The 20,333-nt window shown below is 52.2% G+C and carries 20 protein-coding genes and 1 other annotated feature; of the genes, 10 read left to right on the top strand and 10 right to left on the bottom strand.

The genetic code is table 11. The annotated features are described in order from the left end of the window. Positions 1-55: 55 nt before the first annotated feature. The 5 genes from FHC51_RS19730 (at position 56) to ugd (ending at position 7,196) form a co-directional block, all read left to right on the top strand. Positions 56-1,477 (top strand): mannose-1-phosphate guanylyltransferase/mannose-6-phosphate isomerase, encoded by a 1,422-nt coding sequence (locus FHC51_RS19730; RefSeq protein ID WP_220436402.1) that lies wholly within the window; start codon positions 56-58, stop codon positions 1,475-1,477. Beyond that, entirely contained in the window at positions 1,477-2,904 is a 1,428-nt protein-coding gene (locus tag FHC51_RS19725; RefSeq protein ID WP_220436401.1) for a phosphomannomutase, read from the top strand. Before FHC51_RS19730 ends, FHC51_RS19725 begins: the two co-directional genes overlap by 1 nt. Before the next feature lie 165 nt (positions 2,905-3,069). Next, positions 3,070-4,167: a glycosyltransferase family 4 protein gene (locus FHC51_RS19720; RefSeq protein WP_220436400.1), complete on the top strand. Its 1,098-nt coding sequence runs from the start codon at positions 3,070-3,072 to the stop codon at positions 4,165-4,167. A gap of 203 nt (positions 4,168-4,370) precedes the next feature. Further along, entirely contained in the window at positions 4,371-5,777 is a 1,407-nt protein-coding gene (gndA, locus tag FHC51_RS19715) for an NADP-dependent phosphogluconate dehydrogenase (protein ID WP_220436399.1), read from the top strand. Between the two features lie 252 nt (positions 5,778-6,029). Next, positions 6,030-7,196, top strand: a complete 1,167-nt coding sequence (gene ugd / locus FHC51_RS19710) for a UDP-glucose 6-dehydrogenase (protein ID WP_103822486.1) — start codon at positions 6,030-6,032, stop codon at positions 7,194-7,196. A gap of 45 nt (positions 7,197-7,241) precedes the next feature. Here ugd and FHC51_RS19705 read toward each other — a convergent pair whose 3' ends face one another. Then, entirely contained in the window at positions 7,242-8,246 is a 1,005-nt protein-coding gene (locus FHC51_RS19705; protein ID WP_220436398.1) for an NAD-dependent epimerase, read from the bottom strand. Positions 8,247-8,439: 193 nt separating this feature from the next. On the opposite strand from FHC51_RS19705, the gene wzzB reads away from it, so the two are divergent. Further along, positions 8,440-9,420 carry an LPS O-antigen chain length determinant protein WzzB gene (wzzB, locus tag FHC51_RS19700; protein WP_220436397.1) on the top strand — a complete coding sequence of 327 codons (981 nt, stop codon included), beginning with the start codon at positions 8,440-8,442 and terminating at the stop codon, positions 9,418-9,420. 42 nt (positions 9,421-9,462) lie between these two features. On the opposite strand, the gene hisIE is transcribed toward wzzB, so the two are convergent. The 9 genes from hisIE to hisL form a co-directional block, all read right to left on the bottom strand. Continuing rightward, on the bottom strand, positions 9,463-10,074 hold the full coding sequence (gene hisIE / locus FHC51_RS19695) for a bifunctional phosphoribosyl-AMP cyclohydrolase/phosphoribosyl-ATP diphosphatase HisIE (RefSeq protein ID WP_039030242.1): 612 nt from the start codon (positions 10,072-10,074) through the stop codon (positions 9,463-9,465). Next, positions 10,068-10,844: an imidazole glycerol phosphate synthase subunit HisF gene (gene hisF / locus FHC51_RS19690; RefSeq protein ID WP_220436396.1), complete on the bottom strand. Its 777-nt coding sequence runs from the start codon at positions 10,842-10,844 to the stop codon at positions 10,068-10,070. The genes hisIE and hisF overlap by 7 nt, the downstream gene beginning before the upstream one ends. Next, positions 10,826-11,563 carry a 1-(5-phosphoribosyl)-5-[(5-phosphoribosylamino)methylideneamino]imidazole-4-carboxamide isomerase gene (hisA, locus tag FHC51_RS19685; protein WP_220436395.1) on the bottom strand — a complete coding sequence of 246 codons (738 nt, stop codon included), beginning with the start codon at positions 11,561-11,563 and terminating at the stop codon, positions 10,826-10,828. Before hisA ends, hisF begins: the two co-directional genes overlap by 19 nt. Beyond that, a complete protein-coding gene (gene hisH / locus FHC51_RS19680) occupies positions 11,563-12,153 on the bottom strand; it encodes an imidazole glycerol phosphate synthase subunit HisH (RefSeq protein WP_220436394.1) in 591 nt (196 codons plus the stop codon). The genes hisA and hisH overlap by 1 nt, the downstream gene beginning before the upstream one ends. After that, complete coding sequence (hisB, locus tag FHC51_RS19675; protein WP_220436393.1) at positions 12,153-13,220, bottom strand: bifunctional histidinol-phosphatase/imidazoleglycerol-phosphate dehydratase HisB; 1,068 nt, start codon at positions 13,218-13,220, stop codon at positions 12,153-12,155. Before hisB ends, hisH begins: the two co-directional genes overlap by 1 nt. After that, the gene (gene hisC, locus FHC51_RS19670) at positions 13,217-14,278 is read right to left on the bottom strand and encodes a histidinol-phosphate transaminase (RefSeq protein ID WP_220436392.1); all 1,062 of its coding nucleotides are present in this window, start codon (positions 14,276-14,278) and stop codon (positions 13,217-13,219) included. The genes hisB and hisC overlap by 4 nt, the downstream gene beginning before the upstream one ends. Beyond that, positions 14,275-15,579: a histidinol dehydrogenase gene (gene hisD / locus FHC51_RS19665; protein WP_220436391.1), complete on the bottom strand. Its 1,305-nt coding sequence runs from the start codon at positions 15,577-15,579 to the stop codon at positions 14,275-14,277. Before hisD ends, hisC begins: the two co-directional genes overlap by 4 nt. 5 nt (positions 15,580-15,584) lie before the next feature. Beyond that, entirely contained in the window at positions 15,585-16,484 is a 900-nt protein-coding gene (gene hisG, locus FHC51_RS19660) for an ATP phosphoribosyltransferase (protein WP_103180189.1), read from the bottom strand. A gap of 45 nt (positions 16,485-16,529) precedes the next feature. Then, positions 16,530-16,653: a sequence feature (His leader region), on the bottom strand. Next, complete coding sequence (gene hisL, locus FHC51_RS19655; RefSeq protein WP_001364200.1) at positions 16,629-16,679, bottom strand: his operon leader peptide; 51 nt, start codon at positions 16,677-16,679, stop codon at positions 16,629-16,631. (Overlaps the previous feature by 25 nt.) Before the next feature lie 174 nt (positions 16,680-16,853). Between hisL and FHC51_RS19650 the strand changes: the two genes are divergently transcribed. The 4 genes from FHC51_RS19650 (at position 16,854) to FHC51_RS19635 (ending at position 20,277) form a co-directional block, all read left to right on the top strand. Then, positions 16,854-17,678 carry an SDR family oxidoreductase gene (locus FHC51_RS19650; protein ID WP_156239266.1) on the top strand — a complete coding sequence of 275 codons (825 nt, stop codon included), beginning with the start codon at positions 16,854-16,856 and terminating at the stop codon, positions 17,676-17,678. Between the two features lie 40 nt (positions 17,679-17,718). Continuing rightward, a complete protein-coding gene (locus FHC51_RS19645) occupies positions 17,719-18,648 on the top strand; it encodes a LysR family transcriptional regulator (RefSeq protein WP_114314537.1) in 930 nt (309 codons plus the stop codon). A gap of 218 nt (positions 18,649-18,866) precedes the next feature. After that, the gene (yoeI, locus tag FHC51_RS23305; protein ID WP_138370007.1) at positions 18,867-18,929 is read left to right on the top strand and encodes a membrane protein YoeI; all 63 of its coding nucleotides are present in this window, start codon (positions 18,867-18,869) and stop codon (positions 18,927-18,929) included. Then, entirely contained in the window at positions 18,919-20,277 is a 1,359-nt protein-coding gene (locus tag FHC51_RS19635; protein WP_168194464.1) for an APC family permease, read from the top strand. Before yoeI ends, FHC51_RS19635 begins: the two co-directional genes overlap by 11 nt. Positions 20,278-20,333 lie beyond the last annotated feature (56 nt).

The raw sequence follows: 20,333 nt of genomic DNA, 5'->3' as shown, positions 1-20,333 counted from the left end.
TACACTAGGTTCAAAATGGTTAATTATCTTATAAAGGTAGTAGAGGGAGCTTAATATGAAAATATTACCTGTCATTATGGCTGGCGGTTCAGGCACGCGTCTTTGGCCGCTCTCACGCTCTCTATACCCGAAACAGTTTCTATCATTAGTGGAAGATGCATCTTTACTGCAGGCTACCATATTGCGGCTTGATAACCTTGAATGTAGTATCCCGTTGATTATCAGCAATAACGAGCATCGCTTTATTGTTGCAGAACAGCTACGCCAGGCGGGAATTAGTGACTTCGACATTATTCTTGAGCCTGTCGGACGCAATACGGCCCCGGCGATTGCCCTTGCGGCGCTGCATGCACTAAAAGACGATGATGATCCTATTATGCTGGTGCTGGCTGCCGATCACATCATCCAGAATATCGGTGCGTTTTGTAACAGCGTAATCCAGGCGCAGGCTCAGGCGGCGGTAGGCAAAATGGTAACCTTCGGTATTGTGCCCTCTCGGGCTGAAACCGGCTATGGCTACATACGTCAGGGCGAGGCCGTTGCCGAGTCGGTCTACAAGGTTGATACATTTGTTGAAAAACCTGATCTGGTTACTGCAGAAGCCTATTTACGTGACGGGCACTACCTATGGAACAGCGGAATGTTCATGTTTAAAGCCAGCGTCTATCTGGCGGAGCTGGAAAAATTCCGCCCTGACATCCTTAGCGTCTGTAAGCTTGCGATGGCGGGTGCATCCATCGATCTTGATTTTATCCGACTTGAGGAAGCAGTTTTTGCCGCTTGCCCGGATGACTCGGTTGATTATGCCGTGATGGAAAAGACCAGCCACAGCGTCGTTGTGCCAATGGATGCACAGTGGTGTGACGTCGGTTCCTGGAGTTCGTTGTGGGACATCTCTACCAAAGATGACAATGGCAACGTTACTCACGGTGATGTGATCTATCACAACAGCAACAACAACTATGTCTATGCTGAAAACGCGCTGGTCACCACAATTGGCGCAGAGGATATGGTTATCGTACAGACGAAAGACGCACTACTGATTGCGAAACAGGATCAGGTTCAGGATATTAAAAAGGTTGTTGACATCCTTAAACGTGAAAACCGCAGCGAGCATATCTCCCACCGAGAAGAGTATCGCCCCTGGGGGCGCTATGACTCTGTCGATCGGGGGGAGCGTTACCAAGTTAAACGCATCACCGTTAAGCCAGGGGAGCGCCTCTCTACCCAGATGCACTACCATCGTGCGGAGCATTGGGTCGTTGTGGCCGGAACAGCCAAGGTCACGCGGGGTGATGACGTCTTCCTGGTATCAGAAAATGAGTCAACGTTTATTCCGATAGGCGTCGTTCATACGCTGGAAAACCCTGGCAAGGTGCCGTTAGAAGTGATTGAAATCCAGTCCGGCACTTATCTTGGTAGTGACGATATCGTGCGCTTTGATGATAAGTATGGCCGTATTAAGGATGAAAAATAATGTTAAATTCCAAGCATGTAATCGAAAATAGTCATATTGCGTTTGGAACCAGCGGCGCACGAGGGCTGGTCGTAGATTTTAGACCTGAAGTGTGTGCAGCATTTGTTCACGCTTTTGTTGATGTTATGGCGGAAGATTTTACGTTTGATACGGTCGCATTAGCCATTGATAACCGCCCGAGCAGCTATACTATGGCCCAGGCGTGCGCTCAGGCCATAACTGATAAAGGACTTGAAGTAGTCTATTACGGTGTGATCCCAACGCCTGCGCTGGCCAACCAGTCTTTACAAGACAGAATCCCGGCCATTATGGTCACCGGCAGCCATATCCCATTCGATCGCAACGGGTTAAAATTTTACCGTCCTGATGGTGAGATTACCAAAGATGATGAGCTTGGCATTTTACAGCGCGAGTCTGCTTTTAACATTGCCCTACCTCTGCCTGAGTTGACGGCGTCGTCACTGGCCGCCGAAAACTACATGGCGCGCTATACCTCTCTTTTTGCTGCCGATACGCTGGCAGGCAAGCGTATCGGTGTTTATGAGCACACCAGTGCTGGACGCGATCTTTATGCCAAAATGCTGACCCAACTCGGGGCTGACGTGATTAGACTTGGCCGAAGCGATGAGTTTGTGCCTATCGATACCGAAGCAGTCGCAGAAGAAGATAAATTGAAAGCCCTGAAATGGGCAAGCGGGCTTAAACTCGATGCTATTTTTTCAACTGATGGCGATGGAGATCGTCCGCTGGTCGCTGATGAACAGGGCGAATGGTTGCGAGGCGATATCCTAGGTCTACTTTGTGCTAAGGCGCTGCGTATTGAGGCCCTAGCTGTTCCGGTTAGCTGTAACACCGCAATTGCTAAATCCGGCCTGTTTAAGCATGTCGAGTTAACAAAAATTGGTTCACCCTATGTCATTGCGGCTTTTGCCGATTTAAGCGCCGATTACGCGCGAATCGCCGGGTTTGAAGCTAACGGGGGGTTTTTACTCGGTAGCGATATTACGTTTGGTAATAATAAGATTACCGCACTGCCTACTCGCGATGCCGTGTTGCCGTTTCTGATGCTTTTAGTCAGCACAGTGACCGCAAAGATTCCGATGTCGCATCTGTTAGAGGACCTGCCGCAGCGATTTACCCACTCAGACCGCATCCAGAACTTCCCCACGGCGCTGAGCAAACAAATCATTGCCGATGCCCAACAGAACCCGGACGTTTTTATGCATTCTATTGGCTTTAGCTTGAGCATCAAAAGTGTGGATACTACCGATGGCTTGCGAGTTACCTCCTGCGATGATGCCGTGATCCATTTGCGTCCGTCGGGTAATGCTCCTGAGCTGCGCTGTTATGCGGAAAGCAGTAGTGCATCCGCTGCCGCTAAATTGGTTGAGAATACGCTTGCCCATCTTAAAAAGCTATCTACTTAAGAATCTTTTTTATGTGACTAATCTTTTCACATCGAGAAAGTCTTTTGCAATATAATTAAGAGCGAAGACGCAGTGAATATTATAGTGGCGTAATGTGCTGCTTTCTCAGATTTACTCCTTATGGAAATGAATTAGGAGTGATACGTTAATAAACAAAGGCAAACGATGAAATTAGTGCATGTACAAGTTATACCAAAAATGTCTGGCGTACAGCAAATTTCACTGGATATTTTTGATGGCCTAAGGGACAAAGAAATACAAAAATTTGTTATTTGTGGTGAAAATGATAACCAAAATGAGATAGATCAATTTATCGAAAGGTTTAAGGCTTGTGGTGTTGATGTGATTATTGTGCCCTCTTTGCGTAGAAATATCGGTCTGCATGATTACATCTGCTTTAAAGAACTATATAAAATCTTTAAAAAACATAAGTTCGATGTTGTTCATACTAATTCAACCAAGCCTGGTATAATTGCCAGAATCGCTGCCCGATGTGCAGGTGTTCCCAATATCGTTCACACCGTTCATGGTATTGCCTTTCACAAGGAAGAGGGGTTGAGTAAGCGTTGTTTTTATTATCTAATTGAGAATTTCGCGACGCTGTTCGGGCATCATAATATTACTGTTAATAAATTTTATACTTCCTATTACCCATTGGTTAAAAGTAAGGTGATTTATAATGGGATCGATTATTCTAAATTTTCACCGATACCGAAAAATAAAAAAGATAAAATACATTTTGCATTTTTTGCTAGGCTAGATGAGCAAAAAAACCCGCTTGAATTTATTAAGGCTGTCAAAATTGTTTATGATAATGTTTCCTTCGGAAATCTGGCGCGATTCACGCTTGCAGGTCATGGGGAGCTCTATGAAGAATGTAAGAAATTAATTAGTTACCTACATCTTGATAATATTATCGCGATGCCCGGATGGATTAAAGATAAAGATACTTTTCTCAATGATGTTGACGTACTTTGCCAGCCTTCAAAATGGGAAGCTTTTGGTCTGGTTTTTGTAGAAGCTGCCAATTTTTCCATTCCGTCAGTTGCCCGTGCCGTTGAAGGTGTACCAGAAGTTATCATTGACGGACATTCAGGTATACTCTATACAGGCGACGAGAAGGAACTTGCACAGGCTATGTTAATTTTCTTGGAAAAGCCTTCTCTCATATCAGAGTATGGAATTAATGCAAAGAACTACGCCTATAAAATGTTTGACAAAGAGCGTATGGTCAAACAGTACGCAGAAGTATATAAAAGATAATTTCCGAGCAGGCATCGAGGTTTTAGGGATTTGAAAAATTCAAAGAGCTCTTGCTTTTGAATTAATCAAACGTTATAAATATTCAACATGAGTAAAAAAACATTCTTAAGAAGTTACTTTATAAAAGTTATTACTCATCCATAACTGTAGATAAAGTTCAAATAGTACGTAAGTCGCAGTCACTATCCTGACAGGAGTAAGTAATGTCCAAACAACAGATCGGCGTTGTCGGTATGGCAGTGATGGGGCGCAACCTGGCGCTGAACATCGAAAGCCGCGGTTATACCGTCTCCGTTTTCAACCGCTCTCGTGATAAAACCGAAGAAGTGATTGCTGAAAACCCAGGCAAAAAACTCGTTCCGTTCTATACCGTTCAGGAGTTTGTTGAATCCCTGGAAACGCCTCGTCGTATCCTGTTAATGGTGAAAGCTGGCGCTGGCACTGATGCTGCCATCGACTCCCTGAAACCGTATCTGGAAAAAGGCGACATCATCATTGATGGCGGCAACACCTTCTTCCACGACACTATTCGTCGTAACCGTGAGCTCTCTGCTGAAGGCTTCAACTTCATCGGTACCGGTGTATCCGGCGGTGAAGAGGGCGCACTGAAGGGGCCATCCATCATGCCTGGCGGCCAGAAAGATGCTTACGAGCTGGTGGCACCAATCCTGACTAAGATTGCTGCCGTTGCCGAAGATGGTGAGCCGTGTGTGACCTACATCGGTCCGGATGGTGCGGGTCATTACGTTAAAATGGTTCACAATGGTATTGAATACGGTGATATGCAGCTGATTGCTGAAGCCTATTCTCTTCTGAAAGGCGGCCTGAATCTCACTAACGACGAGCTGGCGCAAACCTTCACCGACTGGAACAACGGTGAACTGAGCAGCTACCTGATCGACATCACCAAAGACATTTTCACCAAGAAAGATGAAGACGGTAAATACCTCGTCGATGTGATCCTTGATGAAGCGGCAAACAAAGGTACTGGTAAATGGACCAGCCAGAGCTCCCTGGATCTGGGCGAGCCGCTGTCCCTGATCACTGAATCGGTCTTCGCACGTTATATCTCTTCTCTGAAAGAGCAGCGTGTAGCAGCATCTAAAGTGCTGACCGGTCCACAGCCGAAACTTGCTGGTGATAAAGCGGAATTTATTGAGAAAGTCCGCCGTGCGCTGTACCTGGGTAAAATCGTCTCTTACGCTCAGGGCTTCTCTCAGCTGCGCGCTGCGTCTGACGAGAACAACTGGGATCTGAACTACGGCGAAATCGCGAAGATCTTCCGTGCCGGTTGCATCATCCGTGCTCAGTTCCTGCAGAAAATTACCGATGCTTACGTTGAAAACGCGAACATCGCTAACCTGCTGTTGGCACCATATTTCAAGCAGATCGCCGATGATTACCAGCAGGCGCTGCGTGATGTCGTCGCTTATGCGGTACAGAACGGTATTCCGGTTCCAACTTTCTCTGCAGCCGTTGCTTATTACGATAGCTATCGTGCCGCCGTGCTGCCTGCCAACCTGATTCAGGCGCAACGTGACTACTTCGGTGCACACACCTATAAACGCACTGATAAAGAAGGTGTATTCCACACCGAGTGGCTGGATTAATCTGATTTAACTCAGTCATGTAGCGAAGCCCGGTGAACATCACCGGGCTTTTTTTATGCGTAATACCCTGCATTGCCTCGTCTGATTCAACCGACATGCCAGACTGCAGCATAAACTACTGTATTTATGCCTTTCTGTAGCCAGCCATTCGCCTTGACATCAACTCGACATACGCGGTAAAAACCCCAAAAGTTGCTTATTGCGGTGGGGCGGTAGTCGCTCCCGGACACTTAATCTAAAGAAGTTAACTCGATGAAAATAACAATCTCCGGAACAGGTTATGTGGGTCTCTCAAACGGGATCCTGATTGCGCAACACCATGAAGTGGTCGCACTGGATATCGTGCAGGCCAAAGTTGATATGCTGAACCAGAAGATCTCCCCAATCGTAGATAAAGAGATCCAGGAGTACCTGACCAACAAGCCGTTAAACTTCCGGGCCACCACGGACAAAGTTGATGCCTACAGCGGGGCCGATTTTGTCATCATTGCCACGCCAACCGACTACGATCCGAAGACGAACTACTTTAATACTTCAAGCGTCGAAGCGGTGATTAAGGATGTGACAGCAATCAATCCGAATGCCGTGATGATCATCAAATCGACTATTCCTGTTGGTTTCACTCAGTCGATCAAAGAAGAGCTGGGTATCGATAATGTCATTTTCTCACCAGAGTTTCTGCGTGAGGGCAGGGCATTGTACGATAACCTGCACCCGTCCCGTATCGTCATTGGTGAGCGCTCAGAGCGTGCGGAACGTTTTGCTGCGCTGCTGCAGGAAGGCGCAATTAAAAAGAACATTGACGTTTTGTTCACGGACGCGACAGAAGCGGAAGCCATTAAACTCTTTGCTAATACCTATCTGGCAATGCGTGTTGCCTATTTTAACGAGCTGGACAGCTACGCAGAGAGCCTCGGGCTGAACACCCGTCAGATCATCGAAGGCGTGTGCCTCGACCCGCGTATCGGCAACCATTATAACAACCCGTCCTTTGGTTATGGCGGCTATTGCCTGCCGAAAGATACCAAGCAGCTGCTGGCTAACTATCAATCCGTGCCGAACAATCTAATCTCTGCCATTGTGGATGCCAACCGGACGCGTAAAGACTTTATCGCCGACTCCATTCTGGCGCGTCACCCGAAAGTGGTGGGCGTGTACCGTCTGATCATGAAAAGCGGCTCGGATAACTTCCGTGCCTCCTCCATCCAGGGGATCATGAAGCGTATTAAGGCTAAGGGCGTACAGGTTATTATTTATGAACCAGTGATGAAAGAGGATGAATTCTTCCATTCACGTGTGGTTCGCGATCTGGATGCTTTCAAAAAAGAGGCGGATGTGATCATCTCCAACCGGATGGCGGAAGAGCTGTCTGACGTGGCGGATAAGGTCTATACCCGCGATCTGTTTGGTAGCGACTGATACTGCGGTTAAAGAAAAAGCCCGGCATTATCGCCGGGCTTTTTATTATACCTTGTAAAACTCGCGGTACCAGTCAACGAAGTTTTTCACGCCATCTTTCACCGAGGTTTGGGGTTTGAAGCCGATAACCTCGTACAGGGCGGTGGTATCCGCACTGGTTTCCAGCACGTCGCCAGGCTGAATTGGCATCATGTTTTTGTCAGCTTCAATGCCTAAGGCCTCTTCCAGCGCCGTAATGTAATCCATCAGCTCAACGGGCGAGCTGTTACCGATATTATAAACGCGATACGGCGCCGAACTGGTTGCCGGAGAGCCAGACTCAACCGTCCATTCACTGTCTGCCTGCGGGATCACATCCTGCAGGCGAACAATCGCCTCGGCGATATCGTCGATGTAGGTAAAGTCACGTTTCATCTTACCGAAGTTGTACACGTCGATACTCTTGCCTTCCACCATGGCTTTGGTGAACTTAAACAGCGCCATGTCCGGCCGACCCCACGGCCCATAAACGGTAAAGAAACGCAGACCGGTAGTTGGCAACCCATAAAGATGGGAGTAGGTGTGCGACATCAATTCGTTGGCTTTTTTGGTCGCGGCATAGAGCGATACCGGGTGATCTACGGAATCATCGGTCGAGAAAGGCATTTTACGGTTCAGGCCATAGACCGAACTCGAGGACGCATACAGCAGGTGCTGCACTTTATTATGACGGCAGCCTTCCAGAACGTTCAGATGGCCGACTAGGTTGGCTTCTGCGTAAGCGTGTGGATTGTCCAGGGAGTAACGAACACCCGCCTGGGCGGCCAGATGAATCACTCGATCAAATTTTTCATCGGCGAACAGGGTAGCCATACCTTCGCGGTCAGCCAAATCGAGCTTATGGAAGGTGAAGTTCGCGGACGTGAGAAGATCAAGACGCGCCTGCTTCAGGTTCACATCGTAATAGTCATTGAGGTTGTCGATACCCACAACCTGATGCCCGGCATCCAGAAGCCGTTTGCTGACATGTGCGCCGATAAAGCCTGCTGCGCCAGTGACCAGAAATTTCATAACTGTCCTCATCTATTCTTATCATGCCCGGTGCTTTAAGTACCGGATTTGAGGTATGATAACGCTATGCGCAGGCTAACTAAACCTCATATTTTCGATATGCTTCATCGGATTCCTATAGAAAATCCGTCAACAATCGATAAACTATATCTGAAACTTTATTATTTGCGCTTTTTGGCCTTCTAAGGATTATATGACGCAGAACAACAATAACGCGGTCACAAGAAGTAGTGACTCTGAACAGATTGATTTGATTGATCTATTGTTACAGCTGTGGCGTGGGAAATGGATCATTGCTGTATTTGTTGCTATAGCGCTGATTCTTTCCGGCGTTTACCTGATATTTGCCAAAGAGAAGTGGACTTCAACAGCGATTATCACCCAACCTGATGCTGCCCAAATTGGTAGTTACAGCAACGCGCTGAATATTCTGTACGGAAATAATGCCCCGAAATTAACGGAAATTCAGGAAACGGTAATTACTCGCTATAACGCCTCTTTCTCTGCGTTGTCTCAGACCCTTAAAAACAAGGAAGAACCGGAGCAATTGGTTATCGAACAAACGGTTAAAGGTCAGTCGTTACCCTTAAGTATCAGCTACATAAATGGCTCGGCTACGGCAGCTCAAAAGCAGGTAGCGCAGTATATCCAACAGGTTGATGAGCAGATTCAAAAAGAGCTCGAGGTTGATCTAAAGGACAACATCAAGCAACAGGTTGCGACCCTTAAGGATGTACTGAGTAACCAGGAGACCATCGCTCAAGAACAAAAAGATTTGCGAATCAGGCAGATCACAGAAGCCCTGAAGTATGCTGAGGCGGCCAACATTACCACCCCTAAAATCCAGCAAACGCAGGATGTCACTCAGGAAACGATGTTCCTGTTAGGTACCGAAGCGTTGCAATCCATGATTGCTCATGAATCTTCGCGTCCACTTACGCTATCCGACAGTTACTACCAGAACAAACAGAAACTGCTTGATATTCAGAAGCTTAAAATCGATCCGGAAACCATCCATGCCTATCGTTACGTGATGAAGCCGGATCTGCCGATTCGTCGCGATAGCCCGAAACGTTCAATCGTACTGGTTCTTGCAGTGCTGCTTGGCGGGATTATTGGCTCCGGCGCTGTCTTAGGCCGCAACGCGCTGCGTAACTATAACGCCAGAGCCTGATACAGATTCAACAGCTAAAAAAACCGGGTTTCCCCGGTTTTTTTATTTGTGTCGCTGGCGCAGATTTTCTATCACTGTCGTTAAGTCCAGATCCTGATCCTGGAGCAGCACCAGCAGGTGATACATCAGATCAGAGGCTTCATTGGTCAGCTCAGCCCGGTCGTTCACGGTGGCAGCCAGGGCCGTTTCAACGCCTTCTTCACCCACTTTCTGCGCGATACGCTTGGTGCCGCTGGCATAGAGCTTCGCGGTATAGGAGCTTTGCGGGTCGGCCGTTTTGCGTTCAGCCAGCAGCTGCTCCAGCTGATAGAGGAAGAGCCACTGGTGGCTGGCATCCCCAAAGCAGCTGCTGGTGCCCAGGTGGCACGTAGGCCCGATAGGATTAACCAGCACCAGCAGAGTATCGTTATCGCAGTCAGGGGTGATACTGACCACATTCAGGAAATGACCGGACGTTTCGCCTTTGGTCCACAGGCGCTGTTTAGTGCGTGAGAAGAAAGTCACTTTGCCGCTGTCGAGGGTCTTCGCCAGGGCGTCCTGATTCATATAGCCCAGCATCAGTACTTCACCGGACACCGCGTGCTGCACCACCACCGGCATCAGACCGTCGGTTTTTTCCCAGTCCAGCTGCGCACGTTGTTGCTCTGTTAACATACCCTAATCTCCACGCCCTGATTCGCCAGGAACGTTTTTAACTCACCAATATTGATAATCTGCTTGTGGAACACCGAGGCCGCCAGCGCGCCGTCAACGTCGGCATCGCGGAAGGCTTCCAGGAAGTGCTCCATCGTGCCTGCGCCACCCGAGGCAATCAGCGGGACATGGCATACCTCGCGTACTTTTTTCAGCTGCTTGAGGTCGTAGCCGTTGCGCACGCCATCCTGGTTCATCATGTTCAGTACGATCTCCCCCGCGCCGCGCTTCTGCACTTCCTGCACCCAGTCCAAAGTCTCCCACTGGGTAACGCGGGTACGGCTCTCATCACCGGTGTACTGGTTAACGTGATATTTGCCGGTGGCTTCATCAAACCAGGTGTCGATGCCGACCACGATGCACTGCACGCCAAAGCGATCCGCCAGACGGGTAATCAGTTCGGGATCGGCCAGGGCAGGGGAGTTAATGGAGATCTTATCGGCGCCAAAGGAGAGAATTTTGGCCGCATCGTCCGCCGATTTAATCCCGCCCGCCACGCAGAAAGGAATGTCGATCACTTCCGCCACGCGCGCCACCCAGCTTTTATCCACCACGCGGCCATCGCTGGATGCGGTAATATCATAAAAGACCAGCTCATCAGCACCTTCTTCCGCATAGCGTTTTGCCAGGGGGACGATATCACCGATGATCTCGTGGTTGCGGAACTGCACGCCTTTCACGACCTGACCATCCCGCACGTCGAGACAAGGAATTATCCGTTTTGCCAGCATTGAATCGCCTCCATCACAGTAAATTTTTCTTCCAGCAGGGCGCGACCAACGATAACCCCACGAACACCCGTACCGCGCAGAGCCGCGATATCATTCAAATCACCAATCCCGCCCGAAGACTGGAACGCCACCTGCGGATAACGGGCACAGACCTCTTCATACAGCGACACGTTAGAGCCCGCCAGGGTGCCGTCGCGGGAGATATCGGTGCAAAGAACATGCTTCAGGCCCACCGGCAGATAGAGATCGACCAGCGCCTCCAGCGTCACGCCAGAGTTCTCCTGCCAGCCGCTGACCGCTACCTGTTTATTACCCTGTTCATCAATACGCACATCCAGCGCCAGCACCAGCGCGTCGGCGCCAAAGCGGCGGAACCAGCCTTTTACCGTCTCGGGATCTTTCACCGCGGTTGAGCCTACCACCACGCGCGCCACGCCCGCGTCGAGCAGCGCCGCCACGTCCTCTTCTGTACGCACACCGCCGCCAACCTGCACCGGGACATTAACGCCCGCCACCAGTTTTTTCAGCAGCGGGATCTGGCGTTTGGCCGGATCTTTCGCCCCGGTGAGGTCAACCAGGTGCAGAACCTCAGCGCCCTGCGCGGCATAGTCCTGAAGGCGTGGCAGCGGATCTTTACCGTAGTCGCGCTGCTGGCCGTAATCGCCCTGGTGCAGACGGACAACCGTGCCGTCAATCAAATCTAAAGCAGGAATAATCATCACATCTCCAGGAAGTTTTTCAGCAACTGCGCGCCCGCGGCCCCGGAACGCTCCGGGTGGAACTGCACGCCGTAGAAGTTATCTTTCTGCACCGCGGCGGTGAAAGGCTCGCCGTAATGACACTGGGCGATAGTGTGTGTGTTCACCGGCATTGCGTAGCTGTGCACGAAATAGAAGTACGCCCCGTCCTCAATACCACGGAACAGACGATCGCCCGCTTTCGGGTAGACGCGGTTCCAGCCCATGTGCGGCAGAGGTAAACCGTAATCGGTCATTTTCGGCACGTCTTCATCAATAATGCCCAGCAGGTCCACGCCGTTGGACTCTTCACTGCGGCGGCCCAGCAGCTGCATTCCCAGACAAATTCCCAGCACCGGCTGGGTACAGGCTTTGATCAGTTCAACCAGTTCACGCTGATGGATCTGATCCATCGCCGCCTGTGCCGTACCGACGCCCGGTAAAAAGAGTTTGCTGGCGCGCAGTACCACATCCGGATCGCGGCTGACCAGCGGCTCGTAGCCGTGGCGGGCAATGGCTGATTTTACGGAGTTAAGGTTGGCGCAACCGGTATCGAGGATCACCACATTCATTACAGCACTCCTTTCGACGACGGCAGGGTATCGCCTTCCACGCGAATGGCCTGGCGCAGGGTGCGGCCAAAGGCCTTAAAGAGGCTCTCCACGCGGTGGTGATCGTTCTTACCTTTGGTTTTCAGGTGCAGCGTCAGGCCCATGGCGTAGGAGAGGGAGCGGAAGAAGTGCTCAACCATCTCGGTGCTCAGGTCGCCTACACGCTGGTAGGTAAAGTCAGCTTTATATTCCAGGTGCGGACGGCCAGAGATATCCAGCGCGCAGCGTGCCAGGCACTCATCCATCGGCAGCACAAAGCCGAAACGGTTAATCCCGCGCTTGTCACCCAGTGCCAGCTTCAGCGCTTCGCCCAGCGCCAGGCCGGTATCTTCCACGGTGTGGTGATCGTCAATGTAGAGATCGCCTTTAACACCGATCTCCATACGGAATCCGCCGTGGGTAGCGATCTGATCCAGCATATGATCGAAAAAGCCCACGCCGGTGTGGATCTTGCTGCCGCCTTCGCGATCCAGCCAGACCTTCACGTCGATCTGCGTCTCTTTGGTATTGCGCTCAACGTGAGAGAAGCGGTCGCGTTTGGTCAGCTGCTCGCCAATCATCGCCCAGTTCAGGGTGTCACGGTGATAGCGCAGGCCCGTAATGCCCATGTTAGCAGCCAGTTCGATGTCGGTAGCACGATCGCCAATCACGTAGCTGTTGGCTTTATCCAGCGCCGCTTCGGCCAGATACTGCTCGACCAGCTTCACTTTCGGCTTACGGCAGTCGCAGTTGTCGGCAGGCAGGTGCGGGCAAATCAGCACCTCATCAAACACCACGCCCTGGGAGGTGAGGATCTGCATCATCAGGTCGTGCGGCCCGTCAAAATCAGCCTGCGGGAAGCTGTCGGTGCCCAGACCGTCCTGGTTGGTGACCATTACCAGCTTAAAACCGGCTTTTTGCAGCTTAAGCAGCACCGGAATGACATCGGCTTCAAACGCCAACTTGTCGAAACGATCGACCTGAAAATCCGAGGGTGGTTCCGAAATAATGGTGCCGTCACGATCGATAAAGAGGTACTTCTGGCTCATACTTTCTCCGCATTCAGGGCGTCGATAACGCGCTGGCTCTCTTCACGGGTACCCACGGTAATGCGTAAGCAGCCACTCAAAGAGGGTTGTTTGTTCTGGTCTCTAAGGATAATGCCCTGATCCCACAAAGATTTAAATACTGCACTTGAGGCGGTGAAGCGCGCCAGAATATAGTTGGTTTCTGAGTCGAAAACCTGTTCAACGCAGGCAATGGTTTTAAGTGCGCTGACCAGATACTGACGCTCGTCAACGATCTGCGCCACGCGGCTGCGCATGGCCGTAATGCCGTCTGCCGACAGCGCCTGCGCGGCGATATCCGCCACTGGCGTCGAGAGCGGATAAGGCGCAATCACCTTCATCAGCAGATCGATCACCTCTTTATTTGCCAGCGTAAAGCCGCAGCGCAGCCCGGCCAGAGCAAACGCTTTTGAGAGGGTTCGCAGGATCACCAGGTGCGGATACTCTGCCAGCCAGCCGGCGAGCGTCGCCTGTGGGCAAAACTCGATATAGGCTTCATCAGCGACCACCAGGGCTTGGCCGCGGGTCATCTCCAGCAGCGCACGGATATCCTGGGGGTTAATCAGCTGACCGGTGGGGTTATTCGGGCTGCAGACAAATACCACCTTCACGCCATCGAGATTATCGGCAATGCCCTGCAAATCAAGCTGCCAGTTTTCCAGCGTTGGCACTTTACGCAGCTCAACGTTGAAGGTTTCTGCGCTGACGCTGTACATACCGTAGGTCGGCGGGCAGTAGAGCACCGCGTCTTTACCCGGCTCGCAGAAGGCGCGGATCAGCAGTTCGATGCCTTCGTCAGCTCCACGGCTGACCAGCACCTGCTCCGGTTTTACACCAGCGTAGGCCGCATAGTTTTCAATGACCGCTTTCGGCTGACACTCCGGATAGCGGTTCAGCGTCTGCTGGGTCAGCTCAAAGATGACAGGCGTCGGAAACTCATTGGCGTTCAGCCAGACATCGCCATTGCCACCCAGTCGGCGGGCAGACTGATACGGGGTCAGGGCGCGCACGTTGTCGCGGGCTAACTCTTCAATACTCATGCTTGCTCCTTCAGGGCGGCGACGCGCAGCGTCACGGCATTTTTGTGGGCGGTCAACCGTTCGGCGGCGGCCAGGGTTTCAATCGTCGCGGCAAGGGAGGCAAAGCCCTCACGGCTAAGCTCCTGCACGGTCATACGCTTCTGGAAATCCGCCAGACCCAGACTGGAACAGGTGGAGGTATAGCCGTAGGTCGGCAGCACGTGGTTGGTGCCGGAGGCGTAATCGCCTGCGGACTCCGGCGACCAGTCGCCAAGGAACACTGAGCCGGCGCTGGTGATGCTGTCGACCAGCTCACGGGCGTTGCGGGTCTGAATGATCAGGTGCTCCGGGCCATAGAGATTAGAAATGGCGATGCACTGGTCCAGATCCCGGGCGACAATCAGGCGGCTGGCGGAGAGCGCCTGGCGGGCAGTCTCTGCCCGGGGCAGATCCGCAAGCTGACGTTCAACGGCTTCACCCACGCGTTTTGCCATATCTGCATCCGGCGTCAGCAGGATCACCTGCGAATCCGGGCCGTGCTCGGCCTGAGAAAGCAGATCGGAAGCGACAAAATCCGGGGTCGCACCGCTGTCGGCAATCACCAGCACTTCCGACGGTCCGGCTGGCATGTCGATGGCTGCGCCGTCCAGCCGCTGGCTGACCTGGCGTTTGGCTTCGGTGACGAAGGCGTTGCCCGGCCCGAAGATTTTATCCACGCGCGGAACGGATTCCGTGCCCAGCGCCAGCGCTGCGATAGCCTGCGCCCCGCCGACGTTGAAAATCTCCTGCACGCCGCACAGCTGGGCGGCATACAGAATTTCATCGGCAATGGGCGGCGGAGAGCAGAGCACCACTTTACGGCAACCGGCGATTCGGGCAGGCGTCGCCAGCATCAACACGGTAGAGAAGAGCGGAGCGGAGCCACCCGGAATATACAAGCCCACCGAGTCGACCGGACGGGTCACCTGTTGGCAGCGTACGCCGGGCAGGGTTTCCACATCGACGGTTTGTAGCTTTTGTGCAGTGTGGAAGGTATCAATATTCTGCACCGCGACAGCCATCGCCTGCTTTAACTCATCGCTCAGACGCGCTGCGGCCTCGGTAATCTCCTGCTCGCTGACCTTCAGCGCCGCGACGTCGGTTTTATCAAACTTAGCGCTGTACTCCCGCAGGGCTTCGTCGCCGCGGGTTTTCACATTTTCCAGAATCTCCGCCACGGTGCGGGTAATGCTCTGTGACGCGGAGATAGCCGGGCGCATCAGCAGGTCGCGCTGCTGTTCCGCGCTACAGGTGTTCCAGTCGATCACGGTGTTAAAGCTCATGGTTGTTACTCCATCATCTTCTCAATCGGCAACACCAGGATTGAACTGGCGCCCAGCGCTTTCAGTTTTTCCATGGTTTCCCAGAACAGGGTTTCGCTGCTGACCATGTGCATCGCCACGCGCTGCTGATCCCCTGCCAGCGGCAGAATAGTTGGGCGTTCAGCGCCTGGCAGCAGGGCAATCACTTCATCCAGGCGTTCAGTAGGTGCATGCATCATGATGTACTTGGATTCACGGGCCTGGATCACCCCCTGAATACGGGTCAGCAGGCGGTCAATCAGTTGCTGCTTGGCTTCAGGCATTTCGCCGTCGCGCTGGATAAGACAGGCTTTGGAGCGGTAGATCACTTCAACTTCGCGCAGGCCGTTCGCTTCCAGGGTGGCGCCGGTAGAGACCAGGTCGCAAATCGCGTCAGCCAGACCGGCACGCGGTGCTACTTCGACAGAGCCGTTCAGCAGGCAGGATTTAAACTGCACGCCCTTCTGATCGAGGTAACGCTTCAGCAGGTGCGGGTAAGAGGTGGCGATACGCTTGCCGTTCAGGGAAGCCGGGCCGTCCCAGGGTTCGTCAGCCGCGGTCGCCAGCGACAGGCGGCAGCCGCCAAAGTCCAGACGACGCAGGGTGAAGTAGCGCGGATCTTCGCCCTGCGCACGGCGGGTCAGCAGCTCTTCTTCCAGCACGTTTTCGCCAATGATGCCCAGATCTACTACGCCGTCCATCACCAGGCCCGGAATGTCATCGTCACGCACGCGCAGAATATCAATCGGCATATTCTCTGCCAGCGCAATCAAACGCTGCGTGTGCAGGTTAATTTTAATGCCGCAGCGCGCCAGCAGTTCGCGTGAATCGTCGCTAAGACGACCTGATTTCTGCATAGCTATGCGTAAACGTGAATTATCTAACATTGTCGGTTCCTCATGATCCTGTTGTAACTTGCCTGAATACGGTCCAAAAAAAAGCCCCCGGAAGATGATCTTCCGGGGGCTTTTTCTTGCGTTCATGCACCACTGGAAGATCTAACTGTCTTCCAGCACACATCGCCTGAAAGACTAGTCAGGATGATGGTGATGATGGTGGTGTTTAAATTGAACGCGTGTCATAAAATTCTCGATGAATGCTTATTCATATGATGTCGTTTAACCTAAACCACTTGCGCTATATAAAGCAAGGGCTTTTTTTAATCATTAAATGATTTCATATTAGCGCTATCAATTGTCAGTTCAGCGTGGCTGGCGTAGCCTTACAGCAGAGGCGTAATAGTCAGGAGAAAACGCATGAAAAAGGTCGCAATTGTCGGTCTGGGATGGCTTGGAATGCCGCTGGCTATGTCGTTACAGGCGCGGGGCTGGCACGTCACTGGCAGCAAAACCACCGCAGATGGCGTCGAGGCGGCGCGGATGTGCGGTATTGAGAGCGTTGAGTTGCGCCTTGAGCCGGAACTGGTATGCGACGCCGATGACCTGGACGCTCTGATGAATGTGGATGCGCTGGTATTAACGCTGCCGGCACGTCGCACCGGTCCGGGTGAAACCTATTATCTGCAAGCGGTGCAGGAAATTGTCGACAGCGCGCTGGCACACCATATTCCGCGCATTATTTTCACCAGCTCAACCTCGGTATATGGCGATGTCGAAGGCGCCGTCAAAGAAAATATGCCGCGCCAGCCGGTAACCTCCAGCGGGCGTGTTTTAAAAGAGCTGGAGGACTGGTTGCATAATTTACCCGGCACTCAGGTGGATATATTACGCCTTGCAGGGTTAGTCGGGCCTGGCCGTCATCCTGGGCGCTTTTTTGCCGGTAAATCAGCGCCGGACGGGCAACATGGCGTCAATCTTGTGCATCTTGAAGACGTGATCGGCGCAATTACCCTGTTATTACAGGCCCCGAAGGGCGGGCACATCTATAATATATGTGCGCCCTCTCATCCAACACGCAGTACATTCTATCCGGCGATGGCCCGTCAGCTTGGCCTGGCGCCACCGCACTTTCACGATGCCCCCGGAGAGGGGAAGGGCAAATTGATTGATGGGAACCGCATCTGTCATGAACTGGGATTTGAGTATCTCTTTCCCGATCCGCTGGTTATGCCAATGGAGTAACGCCGCTGGCGGAGCGTAAGCGCACCACAAGGGGGTGAGCATGAAACCGCTGCTGGATGTCCTTATAATCCTTGATGCACTGGAAAAAGAGGGGAGCTTTGCTGCGGCGTCGGCGAAGCTCTTTAAAACGCCCTCCGCCCTCAGTTATACCGTTCACAAGCTGGAAAGCGACCTTAATATTCAAATCCTTGACCGTACCGGCCACCGGGCGCGCTTTACCCGCACCGGAAAAATGCTGCTGGAAAAGGGACGGGAAGTGTTGCACTCAGTACGCGAGCTGGAAAAGCAGGCCGTCAAACTGCATCAGGGTTGGGAAAATGAGCTGATAATCAGCGTAGACGATACGTTTCCCTTTTCACTGCTGTCGCCGCTGATTGAAGCCTTCTATCAGCGACACAGCGTCACCCGGCTTAAGTTTATCAACGGCGTCCTTGCGGGCTCATGGGAGGCGCTGGTGCAGGGGCGGGCGGATATTGTCGTCGGCGCATTACATGAGCCGCCCCAGCTCAGCGAATTTGGTTTTGCCTGCCTGGGACAGCTCGAACAGGTCTTCGTCATTGCCCCGCACCATCCTTTAGCCCAGGAGCCCGAGCCGATTAACCGTCGGGTCATTAAAAGCTACCGTGCCATTGTAGTGGGCGATAGCGCTCTGCCTGGCTGCACCGCGTCATCGCAACTGCTCGACGATCAGGAAGCCATTACCGTTTTCGATTTTAAAACCAAACTGGAACTGCAAATTAGCGGCTTAGGCTGCGGGTACCTTCCGCGTTATTTAGCTCAGCGTTTTATCGAAAGCGGGGCGTTAATTGAGAAGCAGGTGATGGCGCAATCCAGTTATGATTCCGTGTGGATAGGCTGGAATGAACAGACTGCCGGCCTCGCCAGCGCCTGGTGGCGCCAGGAAATTTTAGCAAATAGTGCTATTGCTGCCGTTTACGCCCAAAGCGAAGCCGAGAAATCAAGCGATTAGTGTGAATTTTTTGTGTCAGATAGCCTTTGCACTCTTGCCTTTTCGTCCCAAACCAGGGCAAAATGCGCCGCTGCAAACATATAAATAATCGACGATATAAAAGGCGTCGGTTATTTTTTTTTGCATGTAAGAAAATCATTTAAATCCAAGAGGCCGGGCTTCGTACCGGATAGATACTTACTAAAATCCGACAGTTGTTGTCGCTGAGGAAGAAAGAAATGGGGCAATCATTCGCTTACGTGGCGGTATTCACCGTAAAGGAGAATAACTATGTCGCATAATGCAACTCCAAAAACCTCTCGCGTGGAATTACGTAAAACGCTTACGTTGATTCCGGTTGTTATGATGGGCCTTGCCTATATGCAGCCGATGACGCTGTTTGATACATTCGGTATCGTATCAGGCCTCACTGACGGTCACGTTGCAACGGCGTATGCCTTTGCGCTGGTCGCAATCCTCTTTACCGCGCTGAGCTACGGTAAGCTGGTTCGCCGCTTCCCGTCTGCAGGCTCTGCGTACACCTATGCTCAGAAATCCATTAGCCCGGCTGTTGGCTTTATGGTGGGCTGGTCATCGCTGCTGGACTACCTGTTCATGCCGATGATCAACATTCTGCTGGCAAAAATTTACTTCGAAGCGCTGGTGCCTTCCGTGCCGTCGTGGATCTTCGTTGTGGCGCTGGTGGCCTTCATGACCATCTCTAACCTGCGCAGCATCAAGACCGTGGCTAACTTCAACACCCTGATCGTTATCCTGCAGATGGGTATTGTTGCGGTAATCGTCGGTCTGATCATCTACGGTGTTTCTCACGGTGAAGGTGCGGGTACGCTGGTAAGCTCACGTCCGTTCTGGTCTGAAGGCGCGCACGTTGTGCCAATGATCACCGGTGCGACGATCCTCTGCTTCTCGTTCCTGGGCTTCGACGGTATCTCTTCTCTGTCTGAAGAGACAAAAGACGCAGAGCGTGTCATCCCGCGTGCTATCTTCCTGACAGCGCTGCTGGGCGGCATCATCTTTATCGGTGCGTCTTACTTCCTGCAGCTGTACTTCCCGGATATCTCTCGCTTCAAAGATCCGGATGCGTCACAGCCAGAAATCATGCTGTATGTTGCGGGTAAAACCTTCCAGTGGGGCGTGCTGATCTTCTCCAGCGTTACCGTACTGGCATCCGGCATGGCGGCGCACGCAGGCGTTTCTCGTCTGATGTATGTCATGGGCCGCGACGGCGTATTCCCGACGCGCTTCTTCGGTTATGTTCATCCGAAATGGCGTACCCCGGCATGGAACGTGCTGCTGGTCGGTGCGATTGCGCTGCTGGCGATTAACTTCGACCTGGTGACCGCGACTGCCCTGATTAACTTCGGTGCGCTGGTTGCCTTTACCTTTGTTAACCTCTCCGTGATCTCGCAGTTCTGGATCCGTGAGAAGCGCAACAAAACGCTGAAAGACCACTTCAACTACCTGCTGCTGCCGGTATGTGGCGCGCTGACCGTGGGGGCGCTGTGGATCAACCTGGAAGAGAGCTCCATGATTCTGGGTCTGATCTGGGGTGGTATCGGCCTGGTTTACCTGGCATGCGTGACTAAAAGCTTCCGCAACCCGGTACCGCAGTACGAAGACGTCGCATAACAACTTTCCAGGCCCGGCAAGCGTAACGCTGCCGGGCAAAGCAAAAAAAACCGGAG

The sequence above is a fragment of the Leclercia sp. EC_58 genome (genome assembly GCF_019584355.1).
GTDB lineage: Bacteria > Pseudomonadota > Gammaproteobacteria > Enterobacterales > Enterobacteriaceae > Enterobacter.
This window is presented reverse-complemented; position numbering and strand designations above follow the sequence as displayed.

Excerpts from the sequence above, each read along its gene's own strand:
- ugd (WP_103822486.1), top strand. The coding sequence starts at position 6,030 with ATGAAAATAACAATCTCCGGAACAGGTTATGTGGGTCTCTCAAACGGG.
- FHC51_RS19635 (WP_168194464.1), top strand. The coding sequence starts at position 18,919 with ATGTCGCATAATGCAACTCCAAAAACCTCTCGCGTGGAATTACGTAAA.
- hisB (WP_220436393.1), bottom strand. The coding sequence starts at position 13,220 with ATGAGCCAGAAGTACCTCTTTATCGATCGTGACGGCACCATTATTTCG.
- FHC51_RS19705 (WP_220436398.1), bottom strand. The coding sequence starts at position 8,246 with ATGAAATTTCTGGTCACTGGCGCAGCAGGCTTTATCGGCGCACATGTC.
- hisA (WP_220436395.1), bottom strand. The coding sequence starts at position 11,563 with ATGATTATTCCTGCTTTAGATTTGATTGACGGCACGGTTGTCCGTCTG.
- FHC51_RS19720 (WP_220436400.1), top strand. The coding sequence starts at position 3,070 with ATGAAATTAGTGCATGTACAAGTTATACCAAAAATGTCTGGCGTACAG.
- hisD (WP_220436391.1), bottom strand. The coding sequence starts at position 15,579 with ATGAGCTTTAACACCGTGATCGACTGGAACACCTGTAGCGCGGAACAG.
- hisC (WP_220436392.1), bottom strand. The coding sequence starts at position 14,278 with ATGAGTATTGAAGAGTTAGCCCGCGACAACGTGCGCGCCCTGACCCCG.
- wzzB (WP_220436397.1), top strand. The coding sequence starts at position 8,440 with ATGACGCAGAACAACAATAACGCGGTCACAAGAAGTAGTGACTCTGAA.
- gndA (WP_220436399.1), top strand. The coding sequence starts at position 4,371 with ATGTCCAAACAACAGATCGGCGTTGTCGGTATGGCAGTGATGGGGCGC.
- hisH (WP_220436394.1), bottom strand. The coding sequence starts at position 12,153 with ATGAATGTGGTGATCCTCGATACCGGTTGCGCCAACCTTAACTCCGTA.
- FHC51_RS19725 (WP_220436401.1), top strand. The coding sequence starts at position 1,477 with ATGTTAAATTCCAAGCATGTAATCGAAAATAGTCATATTGCGTTTGGA.
- FHC51_RS19730 (WP_220436402.1), top strand. The coding sequence starts at position 56 with ATGAAAATATTACCTGTCATTATGGCTGGCGGTTCAGGCACGCGTCTT.
- FHC51_RS19650 (WP_156239266.1), top strand. The coding sequence starts at position 16,854 with ATGAAAAAGGTCGCAATTGTCGGTCTGGGATGGCTTGGAATGCCGCTG.
- hisG (WP_103180189.1), bottom strand. The coding sequence starts at position 16,484 with ATGTTAGATAATTCACGTTTACGCATAGCTATGCAGAAATCAGGTCGT.
- FHC51_RS19645 (WP_114314537.1), top strand. The coding sequence starts at position 17,719 with ATGAAACCGCTGCTGGATGTCCTTATAATCCTTGATGCACTGGAAAAA.
- hisIE (WP_039030242.1), bottom strand. The coding sequence starts at position 10,074 with ATGTTAACAGAGCAACAACGTGCGCAGCTGGACTGGGAAAAAACCGAC.
- hisF (WP_220436396.1), bottom strand. The coding sequence starts at position 10,844 with ATGCTGGCAAAACGGATAATTCCTTGTCTCGACGTGCGGGATGGTCAG.